Here is a 17,362-nt window from a genome sequence, read left to right on the forward strand (position 1 = left end):
AAGTCTACTAGAAGTGCTGGATCTATTCAAGTAACCTAGACATCATGTGAATTATGGAAAACTGGTATCTGCCCATTACGATAGTTCCTGGTCTGGGATTGCTTATTCTTTCTACATCCACTTTAATGGTGGCATTGAGTAATGAGATAAACCAGATGATTGAGCAATCCAAGCAAAAGGAGATGATTAGTCACAAGCTAGTGCAGTTAAAATTATTAAATACAGCAATGGTTTTTCTTTATGTAGCAGTAGCATTTCTATTAATCTCAAGTGTGATTAATGGGCTGTTTGATTTAGAAAGAACATCATTATACACTAGTGTTTTTGCAATTATTCTAACATTAATAGGCATTCTTTCTTTAATAACATATTCGTTTAGAGCAGTGAGAATACGTCAGCAGCAATTTAAAAATAAGTTGAATTAAATATAAAAGATATGGACTCAAAGGGCAAAAAATGGTACAAGGTATTAGACAATAGAAAAATGCTTCCTGAAGGACGAGTCCAGACAGTAACCGCTGGTCATCAAGGTATTTGTTTAACTCATTATAAAGGGAAATTTTCGGCTTTAGATAATGCTTGTCCACATCAAGGTGGACCTCTAGGTGAGGGGTCTATTGAGAATGGTATGCTGCGTTGTCCATGGCATGGCTGGGACTATGATCCTTGCACGGGAAATTCTCCTGGAGGCTTTGACGATGGAATAAAGAATTTTGAAGTGAAGGAGGAGGGTGAGGCTATTTATGTTGCAATCCCAGAAGAGGAGCCACACAAAGAGACCATATCTGACGTAATGATTGAGACCATGGTAAATTGGGGTGTAGATACCGTTTTTGGAATGGTAGGGCATAGTAATCTTGCTGTGGCAGATGCAATGAGAAGGCAGGAGGAAAAAGGGAAGTTACAATATTTTGGAATCAGACATGAAGGTGCAGCAGCCTTTGCAGCCTCAGGATATGCAAAATTAACAGGTAAGCCTGCTGCTTGTTTTGGTATTGCAGGTCCAGGTGCGACAAATATGTATACTGGAATGTGGGATGCAAAGGTGGATAGAGTACCCTTGCTAGCGCTTTCTGGTCAAGTTAACACTCAAGTGGTGGGTACAGGTGCTTTTCAAGAAGTAGACCTGGTGAAGGCTTTTGATAGCGTGACCCAATTCAACCACGCGGTTCATTTAAATTCTAACCATAGTGAGTTGATGTCTCTTGCTTTAAAGACGGCTCTTGTAAAGAGAGATGTGGTGCATTTAACCTTTCCAGATGAGGTAGCCTTTACAGAGAAACCAAAAGGGGCAAAGGCGCAAACTCCAGAAGATAGAATTACTCCTTTTAATATAAGCCCTCCGAAGGAGATGGTTGAAAAGGCTCTACAGCTACTTAAGAAAGCAAAAAGACCAGCAATTATAGTGGGGCATGGCGCACGTTTTGAAATGGAAGCTATTACCGCTTTCGCGAAAGCGTTAAACTGTCCAATCATCACCACTTTTAAAGCAAAAGGATTAATAGCAGATAAGCACCCTTTAGGTTGTGGAGTTTTAGGGAGAAGTGGTACTCCTATAGCATCATGGTTTATGAACGAAAGTGACTTGTTATTTGTGCTAGGTGCTTCTTTTTCTAATCATACGGGTATCACTCCAAAGAAGCCAATCATTCAAGTCGATTACGACCCTATGGCTCTTAGTAAACATCATAAAGTAGATGTTGCTTTATGGGGAGAAATCTCAGAAACAATGAAAATCATTACGGCTCAGACTAATAATATGACTATGGCAGTAGATCAACGTGGAGAAATAAAAGAGCGCTGGAGACTATGGCGCGAAGAAAAAGAAAGCCGCCTTCAAGACTGTGGCGATGGACTTAGTTCTATATCTGTATTTGATGCCATGAATAAAGTTACGCCAGAAAATGCAGTAATAGCTGTTGATGTGGGTAATAACACGTATTCATTTGGAAGATATTTTGAGCCTACAAATCAGTCTGTATTAATGTCTGGTTATTTAGGTTCTATAGGTTTTGCTTTGCCAGCAGCCATGGGTGCTTGGGCAGCAGAAGGTGATAAAAGACCTATATGGTCTGTATCTGGTGATGCTGGTTTAGGTCAATATCTAGCGGAAATAAACACCCTTGTTAAGTATAATATGAATATTAAGCACATTGTACTCAATAATTCAGAACTAGGTAAAATATCAAAGGAGCAACGTGCGGCAGAGGTTGATGTATGGCAAACCTCATTAACAAATCCGAGTTTTGCAAAATATGCAGAAAACTGTGGTGCTCTGGGGATTCGCGTTGAGAAACTCGAGGATTTATTGCCAGCTATGAAGAAGCTTAATGATCATGATGGCCCTGCGCTATTAGAAGTAATCACAGACGTAAATTTAATATAGACACTACACATTAGAACAGGTTTATGAAGTAAGGAGTTTGACAACTTAGGGTATTGTTTTAGAATGCTTATTGATTTGTAAAGTGCACTAGAAGTAGGTCATTAATATAGCAAAAGAGTCTAAGTTGAGGTTGATTGCTATTAGAAGGGTTAATTTATAAATTATAAATAAAATGAGTAGGCTTAATTCCATAATAGCAAATTATAAATACCTGATTGCTATATTAAGTGTGTTAAACTTTCTTTTAACACCTTTTCATATTCTTATTACGGGTATAAGCCCGGCTTATGTTACTGTCATAAATTATACCTTATTAATCATAGGGAGCTCCTTACTGGCAACTAACAAGCTGGCAAAATCTATCACCTATATCATTGGCTTTTTTACATTGCTCGCTATATGGTTAGAACTGTCTAATGACGGTTCGATAGTGATATTAATTTATAGATTAGTGTCCTCCTTTTTATTATTTGCTTGTTTTTGTGTCATTTTAGTGAGACAATTATTGCTCATAAAAGAGATAAGCCTACAGTTTATATTAGGGCCTTTATTGGGATTCCTTTATCTAGGTATAATAGGAGGAGTTCTTTTTGAATCTATTGATTTAATAAATAGCGATTCGTTTAGGTTAATTGAGGGATACTCTGGTTATAGCTTTTACTATTTTAGTTTTATAAGCATTACTACAGTTGGTTATGGTGATATCACACCACTTACAGCACCTGCTCAGTCTATAACATTAGTGATGAATATAATAGGCCAATTTTATCTAGCTATTGTAATCGGAGTGTTTGTAGGGAAGTATATTAATACAAAATCAAAGTAATATGTTTGAATCTTTTAGTATTGTATTTACAATTGCGGCTCTTTTTAGTTATATAAATTACAAGTGGTTAAAATTACCGACAACGATTGGGTTAATGATTTTAAGCTTGCTTTTAATTATTCCATTAACATTAAGTGAAACTATATTCCCGGAATTCTATAAATTCTTTTGTGATATTATCGTTAAGGCAGATTTTAAAACCCTCCTACTCGATGGGATTTTAAGTTTTTTATTATTTGCAGGAGCATTACATGTTAACCTTGCAGCACTCGAGGAACAGAGGAAATCAATTTTATTATTTGCCACCTTAGGTGTTCTTATATCTACTTTTTTAGTAGGAGGCCTTGTCTTTTTTGGTGCACAATTAATTGATGTAGAGTTACCTTTTTTACACGCCCTGTTATTTGGTGCTTTAATATCACCTACTGATCCTATCGCTGTAATGGCAATTCTGAAAAAAACAAATATTGCAGAGTCTCTAGGTATTAAAATAGAAGGTGAATCTTTATTTAACGATGGGATAGGCGTTGTCGTTTTTTCTGGAATATTATTGATTGCCACAGCTACAGAGCATCATAGCGCTGCCCAGATAGGCACAGAGATTGGACTCTTATTTCTAGAAGAAGCTGTAGGAGGCATTCTTTATGGACTTCTCATCGGATTTTTAGGATTGAAGTGTATCAACTCATTAAAAGAAAACCCACAACTAGCCGTAATAATCACCCTAGCTGTAGTCATGGGAGGAACATCTGGCGCATTTTTATTGAATGTCTCGGCGCCATTAGCCATGGTAGTAGCAGGGTTACTTATAGGAAATAAAATACATATAAATGAAGATAAAAACCCGATACAAAAAGCAATCAATTCTTTCTGGGAAATACTAGATGAGGTCTTTAATGGTATTTTATTTGTCCTTATGGGGCTCGCTATTCACTTATTAGAATTTAATAGTAGTTACTTCATATTAGGAATAATGGCTATTTCAATTGTTCTTTTTGCCCGGTTTTGCTCTGTGTTTTTACCGTACTCATTACTTAAACATGATGAGAAGAAGCCTATTAAAACTATTGCAATTTTGACTTGGGGTGGATTGAGAGGCGGTATATCTATTGCACTAGCACTAAGTTTAAGTGATGAGTTATCAAAAGACTTAATACTGCATATTACATATATAGTAGTGCTATTTTCTATAATCGTTCAAGGACTTTCAATAGGTGTTTTTGCAAAAGCGATATATAAAAATGACTAGCAATATAAACTCTTAGTATTCATATTAAGAGTCATTGTTATATTTGACATCAAGTAACTGTAATTAACAGGTACGCAGCTGTTTTGATTGGTAATTAAGAGTGCGTCTCAGGCGATGAGTAATTTTTTAAAGATAATTATGAGCGATAAAAAAGAGAAAAAAGAAGAAGATAAATATTTAATGGCAGAGCTTAATATAGATAAAGAAGCCTTAAAGCAGTTAAAAAAGAAGCTTGCAAAGCTAGAGCCACGCTCAGAACGTGGGGTAGAAACTTTGTTTAGACTGCTTTCTAAAAATCAATATACATTAAATACAATGATTGATACAAAATCAAATATTTTGATTTCTATCAATGCACTTATTTTGTCTTTAGTGTTAGGAACTGTCATGAGCCAGCTTAGCACAGACCCGCACCTAATATATCCTGTAGTTCTCATTCTCATTACAAACTTGTCTTCTATCGCTTATGCCATATTTGCAACCCGTCCAGAATTGATTCATGGAGATAGGAATGCCCGTAACTTAATGTTTTACGGTAATTTTCAAGATATGGAGGAGCATGAGTATGTTGAGAATATTACCTCATTGATGAATGAGGGTGATGAGCTTTATAAAACAATAGCAAAGGATACGTATCATTTAGGTAAAACGATGGATAGAAAATTTAAACTATTAAGAAAATCCTTTAATATCTTTCTAATAGGTATTATTCTTTCTGTAGTGGCTTTCTTGGCTTGTCATATGCTGTTTGGAGGGATGATATAAAGATTTGGCATAGATTCCCGCCGCTATGATTAAGAAGTAACGACTCTTATAAAAAAAAGCTTCACAGCAATGTGGAGCTTTTTTTATGCGCTGTATTTTGCGATAAGGGAATAGGTTTAACTGCCTCACATCGTAGCTATTGTAAAAAAGCATTAATAGTTATGCGATTGAGCAAAAATATTTGCCTCAAATAATATTAAATAACCACTTATTAGATTATCTTCTCGGCAAAAGAAACTAAATCCACATTATGAGAATTGTAGTGCTATCACAGAATCCAAATTTATATTCAACAAAGCGTCTTATCGAAGCGGGGGAGAAAAAAGGTCATGAGATGATCATTATTGACCACACTAAGTGTAACCTCGTTATTGAAAAGAAAAACCCTACTATTGTCTATAAGGGTAAGGAGATAAAGGATATTGATGGGGTAATCCCAAGAATAGGGGCTTCTGTAACATTTTTTGGTACAGCTGTAGTGAGACAATTTGAGATGATGAAGGTCTTCTCTGCAACAGAATCTCAAGCACTAGTAAGATCACGTGATAAATTAAGAAGTTTACAGATATTATCAAGAGCTGGTTTAGGACTTCCTAAAACAGTTTTTACAAACTACTCTAAGGATGTTGGTCAGGTTGTAGATGGAGTAGGAGGAGCGCCACTTGTAATTAAATTACTTGAAGGAACGCAGGGTCTAGGCGTAGTACTAGCAGATAATAAGAACTCTGCAGAGTCTATACTAGAAGCTTTTAATGGATTACAAGCAAGAGTAATTGCTCAAGAATTTATTAAAGAAGCTGGAGGAGCAGATATACGTGTATTTATTGTAGACGGAGTAGTAGTGGGAGCTATGAAAAGACAAGGTAAAGAAGGAGAGTTTAGATCTAACTTACACAGAGGAGGAAGTGCAAACGTTATCGAACTCACAGACGAAGAGGAAAATGCAGCGCTTAAAGCAGCAAAAGCAATGGGATTAGGAATTGCAGGAGTAGATCTCTTACAATCTTCTCGCGGTCCATTAATACTAGAAGTAAACTCGTCTCCAGGTCTTGAAGGGATTGAGACTGCAACAGGAAAAAATATTGCAAACTACATTATAAAGTACGTAGAGAGAAATGCCTAATGATATTGAAATACTAGGAAACGCTGTTTCTTTAGGAAAAGGATTACAAGTAAATCTAGACATTGCAAAGCTTCACACTAGAACAAAGATTGAAGTGCCTATCATTATTGAGCGAGCACCAAAGCCCGGTCCATGTATTCTTATTACTGGCGGTATTCACGGTGATGAGGTAAATGGAGTAGAGATTGTAAGGCAGATTGTTTCAAAAAAATATAATAAGCCAACTCACGGTACAATCATATGTATTCCTGTGGTAAATGTTTTTGGTTTTCTTAATCAGACGCGAGAGTTTCCAGATGGGAGAGATCTCAATAGAGTGTTCCCCGGTAGTACAAGGGGTTCGCTGGCGAGCAGGTATGCTTATAATTTAATGACAGAGATTATACCACACGTTGATTACTGTATGGATTTTCATACAGGTGGTAGAGAGCGATTTAATGCTCCACAGATAAGAATCAATGAAGATGATGAGACACTAGAGCTTGCCAAAGCCTTCGGAGCACCATTTATACTCAAGTCACAAAATAGAGAGAAATCCTTTAGAGATTCTTGTGTAAAAAAGGGGAAGAAAGTACTACTTTTTGAAGGAGGGAAATCTCTTGCAATAGATAGTGACATTACAGACGCTGGAGTTACAGGAGCTTTAAAAGTAATGCACCATCTCGGCGTGCGTGATTTTACAAAAGAACTTTCTGATGATTACAGCTGGAGGGTAGAAGCAGAGTCTATCGTTATCGAGAAGTCATTTTGGATCAGAGCACGATATTCTGGAATGTATAGACCTCATGTAAAAGCTGGAACTTTTGTAGAAAAAGGTGATGTAATTGCGAGTGTATCTGGACCTTTTGGTGATTTTGAAAAAAATATAAAAGCACCTAATTCGGGATATATTATCTGTATCAATCATGCTCCTATCGTAAATCAAGGAGATGCTATTGTGCACATTACAAAATAATAACTCTTTAAGTAATTACGCTTTCGCGAAAGCGTAACAACAACGCTTAATATAGATAAAGGATAAACAGACTCTAGTGAGGTAGTTTATCCTTTAATAATCCATATACGAATGTACCCAACAGCGAGGCAGCAATAACTACAAGAATAGGAATGTAACCCGCTCCTATTAAGGTGAACATAGGTCCTGGACAAGCTCCTGCTAGTGCCCAGCCTAAACCAAATAAAACGCCACCTATCATGTAACGACTAAAACTTTTTGCCTTAGGGTGAAAATGAATTGTCTCACCATAAAATGATTTGATGTTGAGACGTTTAATAAGTTGTACTACTATAATGCCTATCACTAGCGCAGATCCTATAATTCCATACATGTGAAATGACTCAAACTTGAACATTTCATAAATACGAAACCACGAAGCAGCTTCAGATTTAAACATAGTTATTCCAAAAAGAATACCGATTAATAAATATATAAGTGTTCTCATTTTTTAAAATATAAAGGGGAATAGTACGTGAATCATAAACAGGCCGCCTATAAAAAATCCTATAACGGCAATAAGTGATGGTAGTTGTAAATTACTTAAACCAGAAATGGCGTGACCGGAAGTACATCCACCCGCATATCTAGCACCGAAGCCCACTAAAAATCCACCTATAGTTAATAAGGCCAAGTTTTTAAAGCTAAGTAATGCGCTTGTGTCAAATAACTCTGTAGGTAAATAGGCTTTTCCCGCACTATTAAAGCCAAGGTTGTTGAGGTCTGTTATTGTGTCTGGATTAATAGCTACTGCAATGTCTGTAGATAGCCATTGAGAACCTATATACCCGCCTATAATCGCACCTAGAACCACAGTGAGATTCCATCGTTGATGTTTCCAGTCAAATTTGAAGAAATCTGCTTTGTTTCCTGCGCCGCAGATGGTGCACATCGTTCTTAAGTTAGAAGACATTCCAAAATTCTTACCTACCATAATAAGTAAAAACATGATGAAAGCAATTATGGGTCCTGATACATACCAAGGCCAGGGGGAGAAAATCCAATCCATGTTATTATTTTATGCAAATATCAACTTTTAAAGCAAGCTTATTTGTAACCTAGGTTACTCAAATAGATGATTGTAATAAAGAAAGCACACTAGGATATCTAGTGTGCTTTCAATGTGAGGATTATACTTTTTTAAAACACTCGTTTAATAACTGTGGTCATCTAGTTTTACTTTACCTGCAAAGGTTTTATACACAAAGAAAGTATATCCTAAAACGAGCGGTGTTCCTATAGCAACCATTGTCAAGCTTATGCCTAAGGACTTATCTGAAGATGCGGCATTGTAAATAGTAATACTATTTGCCGGATCAATTGTTGAGTATAGAAGCGTAGGGTATAACTCTATAGCTACAAGGACCATCATTAAAGAAATGGTAAGTGCAGAGAAGAAAAAGGCTATCTTAAAACGCTTTTTGTGAGCCAGTCTCGGGATATTTGCGATACTTAAAAACGTAAGTATTGGTATGATAAATAAAGCTGGAGTTGCCTTAAAATCATCAGAAAGATGCGGTATGTAAATAAGCGTGTATAAAGATGTGATTAGAAAGAACACTATAAAAAGAATAATGGCTTTTTTAAGAAGTCCTTCTAGTTTATCAAAAAGCTTTCCTTCTGTTTTGAGTAGTAAATAGATAGCTCCGTGGGTCATAAATAAGAATAGTGTAGTAAATCCTGTAATGATTGCATACGGATTTAAAAAGCCAAGAAATGGACTTCCATCATACTCTAGGTCTGGACCTATAGGAATTCCTTGTAGCACGTTGCCCATCACGACACCTAGTAAAAACGCAAGCATGATACTACTCACACTGTAGCATATATCCCACATTTTGCGCCACCATAGCCATTCTTCTTTACTTCTAAATTCTATAGCAATTGCTCTAAAAATGATAAACATTAAAAAGAGCATAAAAGGGATATATAAGCCAGAAAAGAAAGTGGCGTACATTACTGGGAATCCTGCAAAGAGCGCTCCACCACCTATGACCAGCCAAACTTCGTTACCGTCCCATACAGGTCCTACAGCATTAAGAGCGATACGCCTGCTAAGTTCTTTTCTAAAAAACAAATGCCACGCACCTGCGCCAAAATCAAAACCATCTAGTATGGCATATCCAGAAAAAACACCTCCTACCACAAGAAACCAAAGTGTAGGGTAATCTATACCTAATAAAGTTTCCATAGTTATGAGTTTAGAGTGTTTGCAACTTGTTCTGTAATCTCCTTAGTAAAGGTTCTTTCTTCCATATCATCGTCGTCTTCTTTATAAGGGCCGTGTTTGATCTTTTTAGTTAACAAGTAAAGGAATAAGAAAAGTAATAAAGCGTAAACCACAAAGAATAGTACCAGTGAAAACACAATTTGATTTGCAGTAACAGCTTGTGAGAAGGCTTCAGAAGTTCTCAAATGCCCATATACTACCCAAGGTTGTCGTCCCATCTCTGCAGCAAACCATCCTACTTGATTACCTAATTGGGCTAATATTACAGATGGCACAAATATTCTAAGCAACCATTTTGTTTCAAACAGCGTACCTCGCCACCATAAAAAGCAAGCAAAAAGCGTAAGCCCAATGAAGAACATACCGATTGCAATCATAATATGGTAAAACTGGAAGACCGCATTTACTTGTCCAGGTCTGTCTTCTTCTGGAAAGGCATTAAGACCAGTTACTGGAGCGTCAAAATCTTGATGCAGTAAGAAAGATAATCCTCCTGGTAATTTAATCCCTGTGACTTCTTGTGTCTCATTATCAACCCAGCCAAAAAGATATAAATCTGCAGGGCCACTTGCATCATAATGCCCTTCTAGCGCAGCTAGTTTTGCTGGCTGATTAACAGCAACGCCCTCTGCCGAACTGTGACCAGTGACTAACTGCATTAATGAAAAGATAGTGGCAACTCCTAGCGCAATTTTAAATGCCATTTTAGAAATCACAACATAACGTCCTTTAATAAGGTAATATGCATGTACACTAAGTACTAAGAATGCTCCAGCGAGAAATGCTGCAAACCACGTATGCGTAAGTCTATCTACACTTGATGGATTAAAAACCATCGCCCAGAAGTCTGTAATCTCTGCACGCGCATTCATTCCTTCTCCTACAATATGATAACCAGCAGGCGTTTGCTGCCAGCTATTTGCTACCACAATCCAAACGGCAGAAAACATAGAGCCTAAAAATACACCTATGGTTGCAACGAGGTGTACCCAAGGTTTTACACGGTTCCATCCAAAGAGTAAGATACCTAGAAATCCGCTTTCTAGAGCAAAGGCAAAAATACCTTCGGCGGCTAGCGCACTGCCGAATATGTCACCGACATATCGTGAATATGTTGCCCAGTTTGTACCAAACTCAAACTCCATTACGATTCCCGTAACCACTCCTATCCCAAAGGTGAGTGCAAAAATCTTAGTCCAAAATTTGGCAAGGATATGATATTGTTCATTTTTTGTGCGTATCCACAAGCTTTCCATAATCACCATAATAAGACCTAGGCCTATGCTCAATGGTGGGTAGATGTAGTGAAAAGAGATAGTAAAAGCAAACTGGATTCTAGCAAGAATTTCTGTATCCATAGTTCTTAAGATTTTGTAAACAAAAATAAAAATTAAACATTTTTAGATAGGTAACAATGGTTACATAAGGGAAGTTTTAATTTTTATTTGTTGTGTAACCTAGGTAGCTTATAGAAAGTAGATTTCTCAATATTTTTGACTAGTTAACTTTTTTAATTACGCTTTCGCGAAAGCGTACCTATCATCTATAAGTTTATTTAGTGAAGCTGTTTGCAATGTCCATACTATCATTGTTACTCTTGAGCAATAGCTTAAGGGTATCTGCTGTTTATGGATGGTACACGCTGGATATAGAGAGTTTTGTAGCTCAATTATGTGAGAACACAGACAAGCCAGAACTAAAGTGTGACGGTAAATGTTTTCTAACTAAAGTAGCAGCCAATACATCATCTCAAGATGAACCAAAGACTCCAATTCTAAAGTGGGATCAATTGGTTTTTTGTCAGCTAGAGGTGAGATTCCAAGAAGTAGCATTAGTCCCAGCCACAAAAGGCAATAATCATCACTACACGGCTTTGTATAGTGATATGTTTTCTTACGCAATTTTCCATCCTCCAAAGGTGTATCCTTTTTTTATTTAGAAAAGGAGAGGAAATAGATGTATGCTATTTCCTCCATATCACTGTAATGTAATTTGGAAAAAAGAAACAATGAATATAAAAAGAATTGCGCTTCTGTGCGCACTTATACCTGTGTCAATGATAGCTCAAGAAACAGGAAGAAAACAAGATACAATAACTTCAAAATCTATTCAATTAAATACAGTACTTGTCACTGGACAAGGAACTACAGACCCAGTACTAACTACAGTTAAAACAGATCTTCTCAAGAAGGTCGTGCAACCCAAAAATGTAGCCGACTTATTTAATGATTTTAATGGCTTTTCATTGATTAAACGCGGTAACTATGCCATAGATCCGTCATTTAGAGCTAGTCAATATGAACAGCTTAATATTCAATTTGACGGTGGTACAAAGGCAGTGCATGCTTGTCCTAACAGAATGGATCCTATTACCACTCATGTTGTGCCCGAAGAGATAGAACGTATTGAGGTAATAAAAGGGCCTTATACCGTGAGGTATGGAGCAACTTTTGGCGGAGTGATTAATCTAGTGACTCAGAAACCTCAATCTATGGACAACGGCTTGCATGGTCGTGTAAATACTGGATATGAATCTAATGGTAATTCTCTGGTATCTTCCTTATCGCTAAATCAAGTAACTGAGAAATATGATATCACTGCAAATGCTGGTTATCGTGATTTTGGTAATTATGAAGATGGGGATGGTGTTGAGATTCCTTCGTCCTTTAGAAGTTTAGATTATGGTTTGAGGTTAGGGTATAACATAAACGATAACCAAAGAATTCAAGCGCACTGGAGACAATCATTTGGCAGAGATGTATTACACGCTGGATTACCAATGGATACAGAAGAGGATAATAGTTCAATTTTGTCCATAGACTATAAGAAGACTAAGGAGAATGGTTTTATAAAAGAGCTTAATGCAAAAGTGTATTACTCTTATGTAGATCATATCATGTCTAACGAGAACAGACCTTCGTTCATGACTACAGAGGCGCTGTCTGCTATAGATGCTACTACGGCAGGAGGCAAGCTAGAGTTAAAAATGAAACCAACAGATAATTGGATTCTCTATGGAGGTCTTGATGCCATGCTTATTGCAAGAGATGGTGGTAGGACGAGAGTTGTAAAACGTAATATGATGGGTATGGAACTTGCAGAACCTTTGGTTTTTCAGGATAGAGTATGGCAAGACTCTTATGTAAATGACTTTGGGTTATTTGTAGAAAATAAATATGCATTCTCAGATAAGACAATGCTTACTGCAGGAGTGAGATATGATCTTGTGGTCTCAGACATCCAAGATCCAGAAGCAGATTTTCAAGCGTTATATAATAACTTAGGGCAGCGAGAGGAACATAATATCTCAGCAACAGTATCTGTTAAGCATAAAGTGTCAGACAATGCAACTTTAGAGGCAGCTTATGGGCGTGGCGTACGATCTGCAAATATGATAGAGCGTTATATAAATCACTTCTCTGTAGGACAAGATCCCTTTGAATATGTGGGAAATCCTTTTCTAGAAGCTGAGGTAAATAACCAGTTTGAAATAGGAATAAAAGGTAAAAAAGTTTTTACTACGGGAATTGATGCAATTAGGTATGGCCTGTCGGGGTATTACTCACTTTATGAAAATTATATTGTAGCTGTAGTAGACCCTGCACTAAATCGTAAATTTATGCCTAATGAACAACCGCAAGAAGTAAAACGTTTTGTGAATCTTGATAACGCTTACAAAACAGGTTTTGAAGCCGATGTAGCAATCGATTTTGCTCGTTATTTCAATGTCAATACTAGTCTCTCTTATGTTTATACTAAAAATGAAGATCTAGATGAGTCACTGCCATTAACACCTCCTTTGATTACAAGACTAGGAGTAGGTTTTGAAAAAGATAGATATTGGGCTAGTGTAGATTATACAGTGACATCAAAACAAGATGATATAGCGTCAAGCTTTAGAGAGCAAGAAACTGCGGGTTATGAAACCTTAGACGTGCGTTTTGGTATGGAAGTTATTAAAGACTTTAATGTAGGTCTAGCAGTCTTAAATGCATTTGATGAGACTTATAATAATCACCTCAACTTCTCTTTTGTAAATCAGGCAGATTTTACAAGAGTACCTATAAACGACCCAGGTAGAAATTTCTCTGTATTTGTACAGTATGGATTTTAGATGGTAGCTATAGAAAAAGCCCTTTTGATAAAATCAAAAGGGCTTTTTTATTATGTAAATCCTAAGTACTAGTTACGGTATGCAGAGAGCATCCACACTAGCTTTTCTTGTTGTGTGATGTAATCACTCATTAAAGCAACAGTACCCTCATCACCACCATCTCCAGCAGTTGTAAGTATTGTTCTTTCCTTTTGTAATAAAACCTTTAAAGACTCAAGGATGTTATCTATAGCCTCTTCACCATCAGTTACATTTTTGGCAGCCTCAATGTCTGAGCTGTTTAAGTAGTCCTTAAATGAATGAGTAGGAGTAGCACTTAGAGTAAGTACACGCTCTGCGATTTCATCTACTTTAAGAAGTGCGTCATTATATAACTCTTCAAACTTCACATGTAGTTCAAAAAATTTCTTTCCAGTAATATTCCAGTGAAAACCTCTTAGGTTCATGTAAAAAATCTGGTAGTTAGAAAGTAAGTCGTTAAGTTGGGTTGCTGTGGTTTGAGATGTCGAAATGTCTAAACCGATGTTGTTTGTATTGCTCATAATTAGTTATTTAAAATTATTAATATTCTCACTGAGGTCAAAAATAGTTGCCCCTGTTAATTCTCTTTCTAGAATGCTACTTCCTGCAGCACTTCTATATCCACCAGCACAATGTACTACAATAGGTTTGTCCTTAGAGATGTTACTTGCTGTTTCTCTCAATTCATTTAGAGGATGTGACAGTGCGTTCTCAAAGAATTGCTCTTCTTGAACTTCGCTTACATTACGGATGTCTATAATGGTATAGTTGTCGGGATTGTTTTTGAAATCTTGCAGATTTAAATCTGCTGATTTAACTAGACCTTCAGTTCCCAGCGTTATTATTTCTTTTAGCTGCTTTTCGTAGCCTATTTTGGCAACTCTGTTCAGCATGTAATTTTTATCTTCTTCAGAAGCTATAACTAGTGTAAACTCTTCTTCAGGTTGTACGATTGCACCTAGCCAAGTTTCAAACTTTGCATTTTCTGAAACTGCCTGTATGTTTATACTTCCTGCAAGATGGCCTTCTTTAAATATGGCTTCATCCCTCATATCTACAATTAAGCCAGTCGCTGCGACATCCTTCTTAAAAGGAACTCGTTCTATAGCAGGCTCTAAGCTTTCTGCGCCAGTTTTATTGATGGCAACATTAAACCCAAAATAAGATGGTATAAATGGCTGTCCATCAAGGATGGTATCCATAAATTCTTTTTTGGATTGTGCTTTAAACGCCCAGTTACCCATACGTTCATTACCCAGCGTGCTGCTATTTGCATCACTCAGATTTTTACCACATAAAGATCCTGCTCCATGTGCTGGATATACTACAGCGTTATCAGGTAAATCTGTGAACTTAGTAGTTATAGTCTGGTACATCATTTCTGCGAGTTCCTCACGCTTAGCTTTCATATTCCCCGCTTTTTCACGTAAGTCAGGACGGCCTACATCTCCTATAAAAAGGGTGTCTCCTGTAAATAAGATAGTATCACTACCTTGACTTGCAACAATAGTTATGCTATCTGGTGAGTGGCCTGGAGTATTTATAGCTTTTAGTGTTGCCTTACCTATCGTAATGCTGTGACCTTCATCAAATGCTGTATGTGGATAATCTGCTCCTAGCTTTGCACTATTGTAAATTGTTGCTCCAGTTTCCTTTTGAATTTGCAAGTGCGAACTCACAAAATCTGCATGTGGATGTGTTTCTATGATAGCTATGATTTTTGCATTATTCGCTTTCGCGAAAGCGTAATACTCCTTAGGGTCACGCTCTGGATCTATAATGGCCATCTCTCCATTACTCACTAATGCGTATGAGTAATGTGCTAATGGTTTATATTCAAATTGTTGTACTTTCATAATCTTAGGTTTAAGAAAACAAAAGGGCTTAAGTGAATGCTCTCAAGCCCTTTTTTATAAGTTTTAGATACTCTTCTTTGCGAGATACCAAGTAACTTTTTCTACAGAATCATCTGCAAGTCTCTCGTTTAATGCGTCTAGTGTTTTAGGTGGAGAGCAAATCACTTGATCACCTCTTTTCCAGTCTAGTGGCATAGATACCTTATGCTTATCTGACATTTGCAGTGCATCTAGCGCTCTTAGAATTTCATCCATATTACGACCTACATTAAGCGGATAATACATAATAAGACGAATTTTTTTGGCAGGATCAATAAAGAAAACAGCTCTTACTGCTGCAGTCTCACTCTCGTTAGGCTGTAACATCCCGTATAGCTTTGATACCTTCATATCAATATCTGCGATGATAGGAAAATCAAAGTAAACACCTGTGTTTTCTCTTACATTTTGAACCCATCCTAAGTGAGCGTGTATACTGTCTATACTAAGACCTAGTAGTTCTGTATTTAAGGCGTCAAATTCTGGCTTTCTAATAGCGAAACCACTCATTTCTGTGGTACACACTGGAGTAAAATCTGCAGGGTGAGAGAACATCACTGTCCACTTATCCTTTGCAAACTCAGACATTTTAATAGTTCCCTTAGTCGTAACTGCCTCAAAATCTGGTGCTGTATCACCTATTCTAGGCATTGAGATTACTTGTTCTGGCAATAGGTTTTCTTTATCCATAATAGTATATATTTATCGTTATGTTTTATGATATAAAGATACGTTATAGATATAGGTGGCTTAGTAACCTATGTTACATACTTAGTTTTTTTAAAATAACTTTAACAAATGAGGGTAGTTTCGCTTTCGCGAAAGCATAATTACCCTCATTCTATTTATACTATATTATGAAGTAAGTGATCACTATTCAAATAACTCTGACGAAAGGTATCTATCTCCGCGATCACAAATGATGCTTACTATAACTCCGCTTTCTAGTTCGCTAGCTAGTTTTAGAGCCGCCGTAGTTGCGCCACCGCTACTCATACCTGCTAGTATTCCTTCTTCTTGTGCTAGCCTTCTAGCCATGGCAATAGACTCATCACGACTTACTTCGATGGTTCTATCTACTTTTGAAGCATTAAAGATTTTTGGTAAATATTCTTGTGGCCATTTACGTATGCCCGGTATGCTTGATCCATCTGTAGGTTGTACTCCTACAATCTGGATATCGCTGTTTTGTTCTTTTAAAAATGTTGAGGTTCCCATGATGGTACCTGTGGTTCCCATAGAAGATACAAAGTGCGTTACCTCACCTTGAGTATCTCTCCATATTTCTGGACCTGTGGTTTTGTAGTGAGCTTGCCAGTTATGATCATTTGAAAACTGGTTAAAAGAGAAGTACCCCTCATTTTCAACCTTATCAATAGCATAATCCCTAGCGCCTTCTATCCCGTCAGGGTGAAGTGTAACTTTTGCTCCGTAAGCTCTCATGGTTTGCACACGTTCCTTAGTTGCCTTTGAAGGCATTACGAGTTCTATTTCTAGCCCATAAATAGCAGCAATCATGGCAAGTGCTATACCTGTATTACCACTTGTAGCCTCAACAAACTTTGTGCTTTTATCTATAGCGCCGCTATCTAGCGCGCTTTTAATCATATTATAAGCAGCTCTGTCTTTTACACTACCTCCAGGATTGTCACCTTCTAGTTTAAAATATAAACTCACATTTGGGTTTGTATTTAATGCTATAGACTTGACTATGGGCGTGTTTCCTATTTGATCTAAGAGTGTCTTATTCATTGCTTAT

General features: G+C 37.0%; 17 protein-coding genes. 9 read left to right on the forward strand and 8 right to left on the reverse strand.

Annotated elements, in window-relative coordinates:
* Window positions 1–53 precede the first annotated feature (53 nt).
* The 7 genes from ACJJVU_RS04485 (at window position 54) to ACJJVU_RS04515 (ending at window position 7,304) form a co-directional block, all read left to right on the forward strand.
* Entirely contained in the window at window positions 54–425 is a 372-nt protein-coding gene (locus ACJJVU_RS04485; RefSeq protein WP_405222721.1) for a hypothetical protein, read from the forward strand.
* 11 nt (window positions 426–436) lie between these two features.
* Window positions 437–2,386: a thiamine pyrophosphate-binding protein gene (locus tag ACJJVU_RS04490; protein WP_405222724.1), complete on the forward strand. Its 1,950-nt coding sequence runs from the start codon at window positions 437–439 to the stop codon at window positions 2,384–2,386.
* A 172-nt stretch (window positions 2,387–2,558) separates the two neighbouring features.
* A complete protein-coding gene (locus ACJJVU_RS04495; protein WP_405222727.1) occupies window positions 2,559–3,212 on the forward strand; it encodes an ion channel in 654 nt (217 codons plus the stop codon).
* A 1-nt stretch (window position 3,213) separates the two neighbouring features.
* The gene (locus ACJJVU_RS04500) at window positions 3,214–4,461 is read left to right on the forward strand and encodes a cation:proton antiporter (RefSeq protein ID WP_405222730.1); all 1,248 of its coding nucleotides are present in this window, start codon (window positions 3,214–3,216) and stop codon (window positions 4,459–4,461) included.
* A 138-nt stretch (window positions 4,462–4,599) separates the two neighbouring features.
* On the forward strand, window positions 4,600–5,226 hold the full coding sequence (locus tag ACJJVU_RS04505) for a Pycsar system effector family protein (protein ID WP_379952756.1): 627 nt from the start codon (window positions 4,600–4,602) through the stop codon (window positions 5,224–5,226).
* Between the two features lie 250 nt (window positions 5,227–5,476).
* Window positions 5,477–6,349, forward strand: coding sequence for a 30S ribosomal protein S6--L-glutamate ligase (gene rimK / locus ACJJVU_RS04510; protein WP_298330521.1), 873 nt, complete (start codon window positions 5,477–5,479; stop codon window positions 6,347–6,349).
* Window positions 6,342–7,304 (forward strand): succinylglutamate desuccinylase/aspartoacylase family protein, encoded by a 963-nt coding sequence (locus tag ACJJVU_RS04515; protein WP_298330519.1) that lies wholly within the window; start codon window positions 6,342–6,344, stop codon window positions 7,302–7,304. The genes rimK and ACJJVU_RS04515 overlap by 8 nt, the downstream gene beginning before the upstream one ends.
* A gap of 73 nt (window positions 7,305–7,377) precedes the next feature.
* Here ACJJVU_RS04515 and ACJJVU_RS04520 read toward each other — a convergent pair whose 3' ends face one another.
* The 4 genes from ACJJVU_RS04520 to ACJJVU_RS04535 form a co-directional block, all read right to left on the reverse strand.
* The gene (locus tag ACJJVU_RS04520; protein WP_405222735.1) at window positions 7,378–7,791 is read right to left on the reverse strand and encodes a YeeE/YedE family protein; all 414 of its coding nucleotides are present in this window, start codon (window positions 7,789–7,791) and stop codon (window positions 7,378–7,380) included.
* Window positions 7,792–7,794: 3 nt separating this feature from the next.
* Complete coding sequence (locus ACJJVU_RS04525; protein WP_298330513.1) at window positions 7,795–8,352, reverse strand: YeeE/YedE family protein; 558 nt, start codon at window positions 8,350–8,352, stop codon at window positions 7,795–7,797.
* A gap of 144 nt (window positions 8,353–8,496) precedes the next feature.
* Window positions 8,497–9,534, reverse strand: a complete 1,038-nt coding sequence (cydB, locus tag ACJJVU_RS04530; protein WP_298330510.1) for a cytochrome d ubiquinol oxidase subunit II — start codon at window positions 9,532–9,534, stop codon at window positions 8,497–8,499.
* A 2-nt stretch (window positions 9,535–9,536) separates the two neighbouring features.
* Entirely contained in the window at window positions 9,537–10,931 is a 1,395-nt protein-coding gene (locus tag ACJJVU_RS04535) for a cytochrome ubiquinol oxidase subunit I (RefSeq protein WP_405222739.1), read from the reverse strand.
* A 215-nt stretch (window positions 10,932–11,146) separates the two neighbouring features.
* Between ACJJVU_RS04535 and ACJJVU_RS04540 the strand changes: the two genes are divergently transcribed.
* Both ACJJVU_RS04540 and ACJJVU_RS04545 read left to right on the forward strand, forming a co-directional pair.
* Entirely contained in the window at window positions 11,147–11,512 is a 366-nt protein-coding gene (locus ACJJVU_RS04540) for a hypothetical protein (protein ID WP_298330504.1), read from the forward strand.
* Between the two features lie 69 nt (window positions 11,513–11,581).
* A complete protein-coding gene (locus ACJJVU_RS04545; RefSeq protein WP_405222743.1) occupies window positions 11,582–13,687 on the forward strand; it encodes a TonB-dependent receptor domain-containing protein in 2,106 nt (701 codons plus the stop codon).
* Window positions 13,688–13,755: 68 nt separating this feature from the next.
* On the opposite strand, the gene ACJJVU_RS04550 is transcribed toward ACJJVU_RS04545, so the two are convergent.
* The 4 genes from ACJJVU_RS04550 to cysM form a co-directional block, all read right to left on the reverse strand.
* The gene (locus ACJJVU_RS04550) at window positions 13,756–14,229 is read right to left on the reverse strand and encodes a Dps family protein (RefSeq protein ID WP_108876974.1); all 474 of its coding nucleotides are present in this window, start codon (window positions 14,227–14,229) and stop codon (window positions 13,756–13,758) included.
* Between the two features lie 6 nt (window positions 14,230–14,235).
* Window positions 14,236–15,564, reverse strand: a complete 1,329-nt coding sequence (locus ACJJVU_RS04555; RefSeq protein ID WP_298330494.1) for an MBL fold metallo-hydrolase — start codon at window positions 15,562–15,564, stop codon at window positions 14,236–14,238.
* Between the two features lie 63 nt (window positions 15,565–15,627).
* On the reverse strand, window positions 15,628–16,293 hold the full coding sequence (locus ACJJVU_RS04560) for a peroxiredoxin (RefSeq protein WP_108876973.1): 666 nt from the start codon (window positions 16,291–16,293) through the stop codon (window positions 15,628–15,630).
* 183 nt (window positions 16,294–16,476) lie between these two features.
* Window positions 16,477–17,355, reverse strand: coding sequence for a cysteine synthase CysM (gene cysM, locus ACJJVU_RS04565; RefSeq protein ID WP_405222748.1), 879 nt, complete (start codon window positions 17,353–17,355; stop codon window positions 16,477–16,479).
* Window positions 17,356–17,362: the final 7 nt, after the last annotated feature.

Source organism: Dokdonia sp. Asnod1-B02, from assembly GCF_045063955.1.
GTDB lineage: Bacteria > Bacteroidota > Bacteroidia > Flavobacteriales > Flavobacteriaceae > Dokdonia.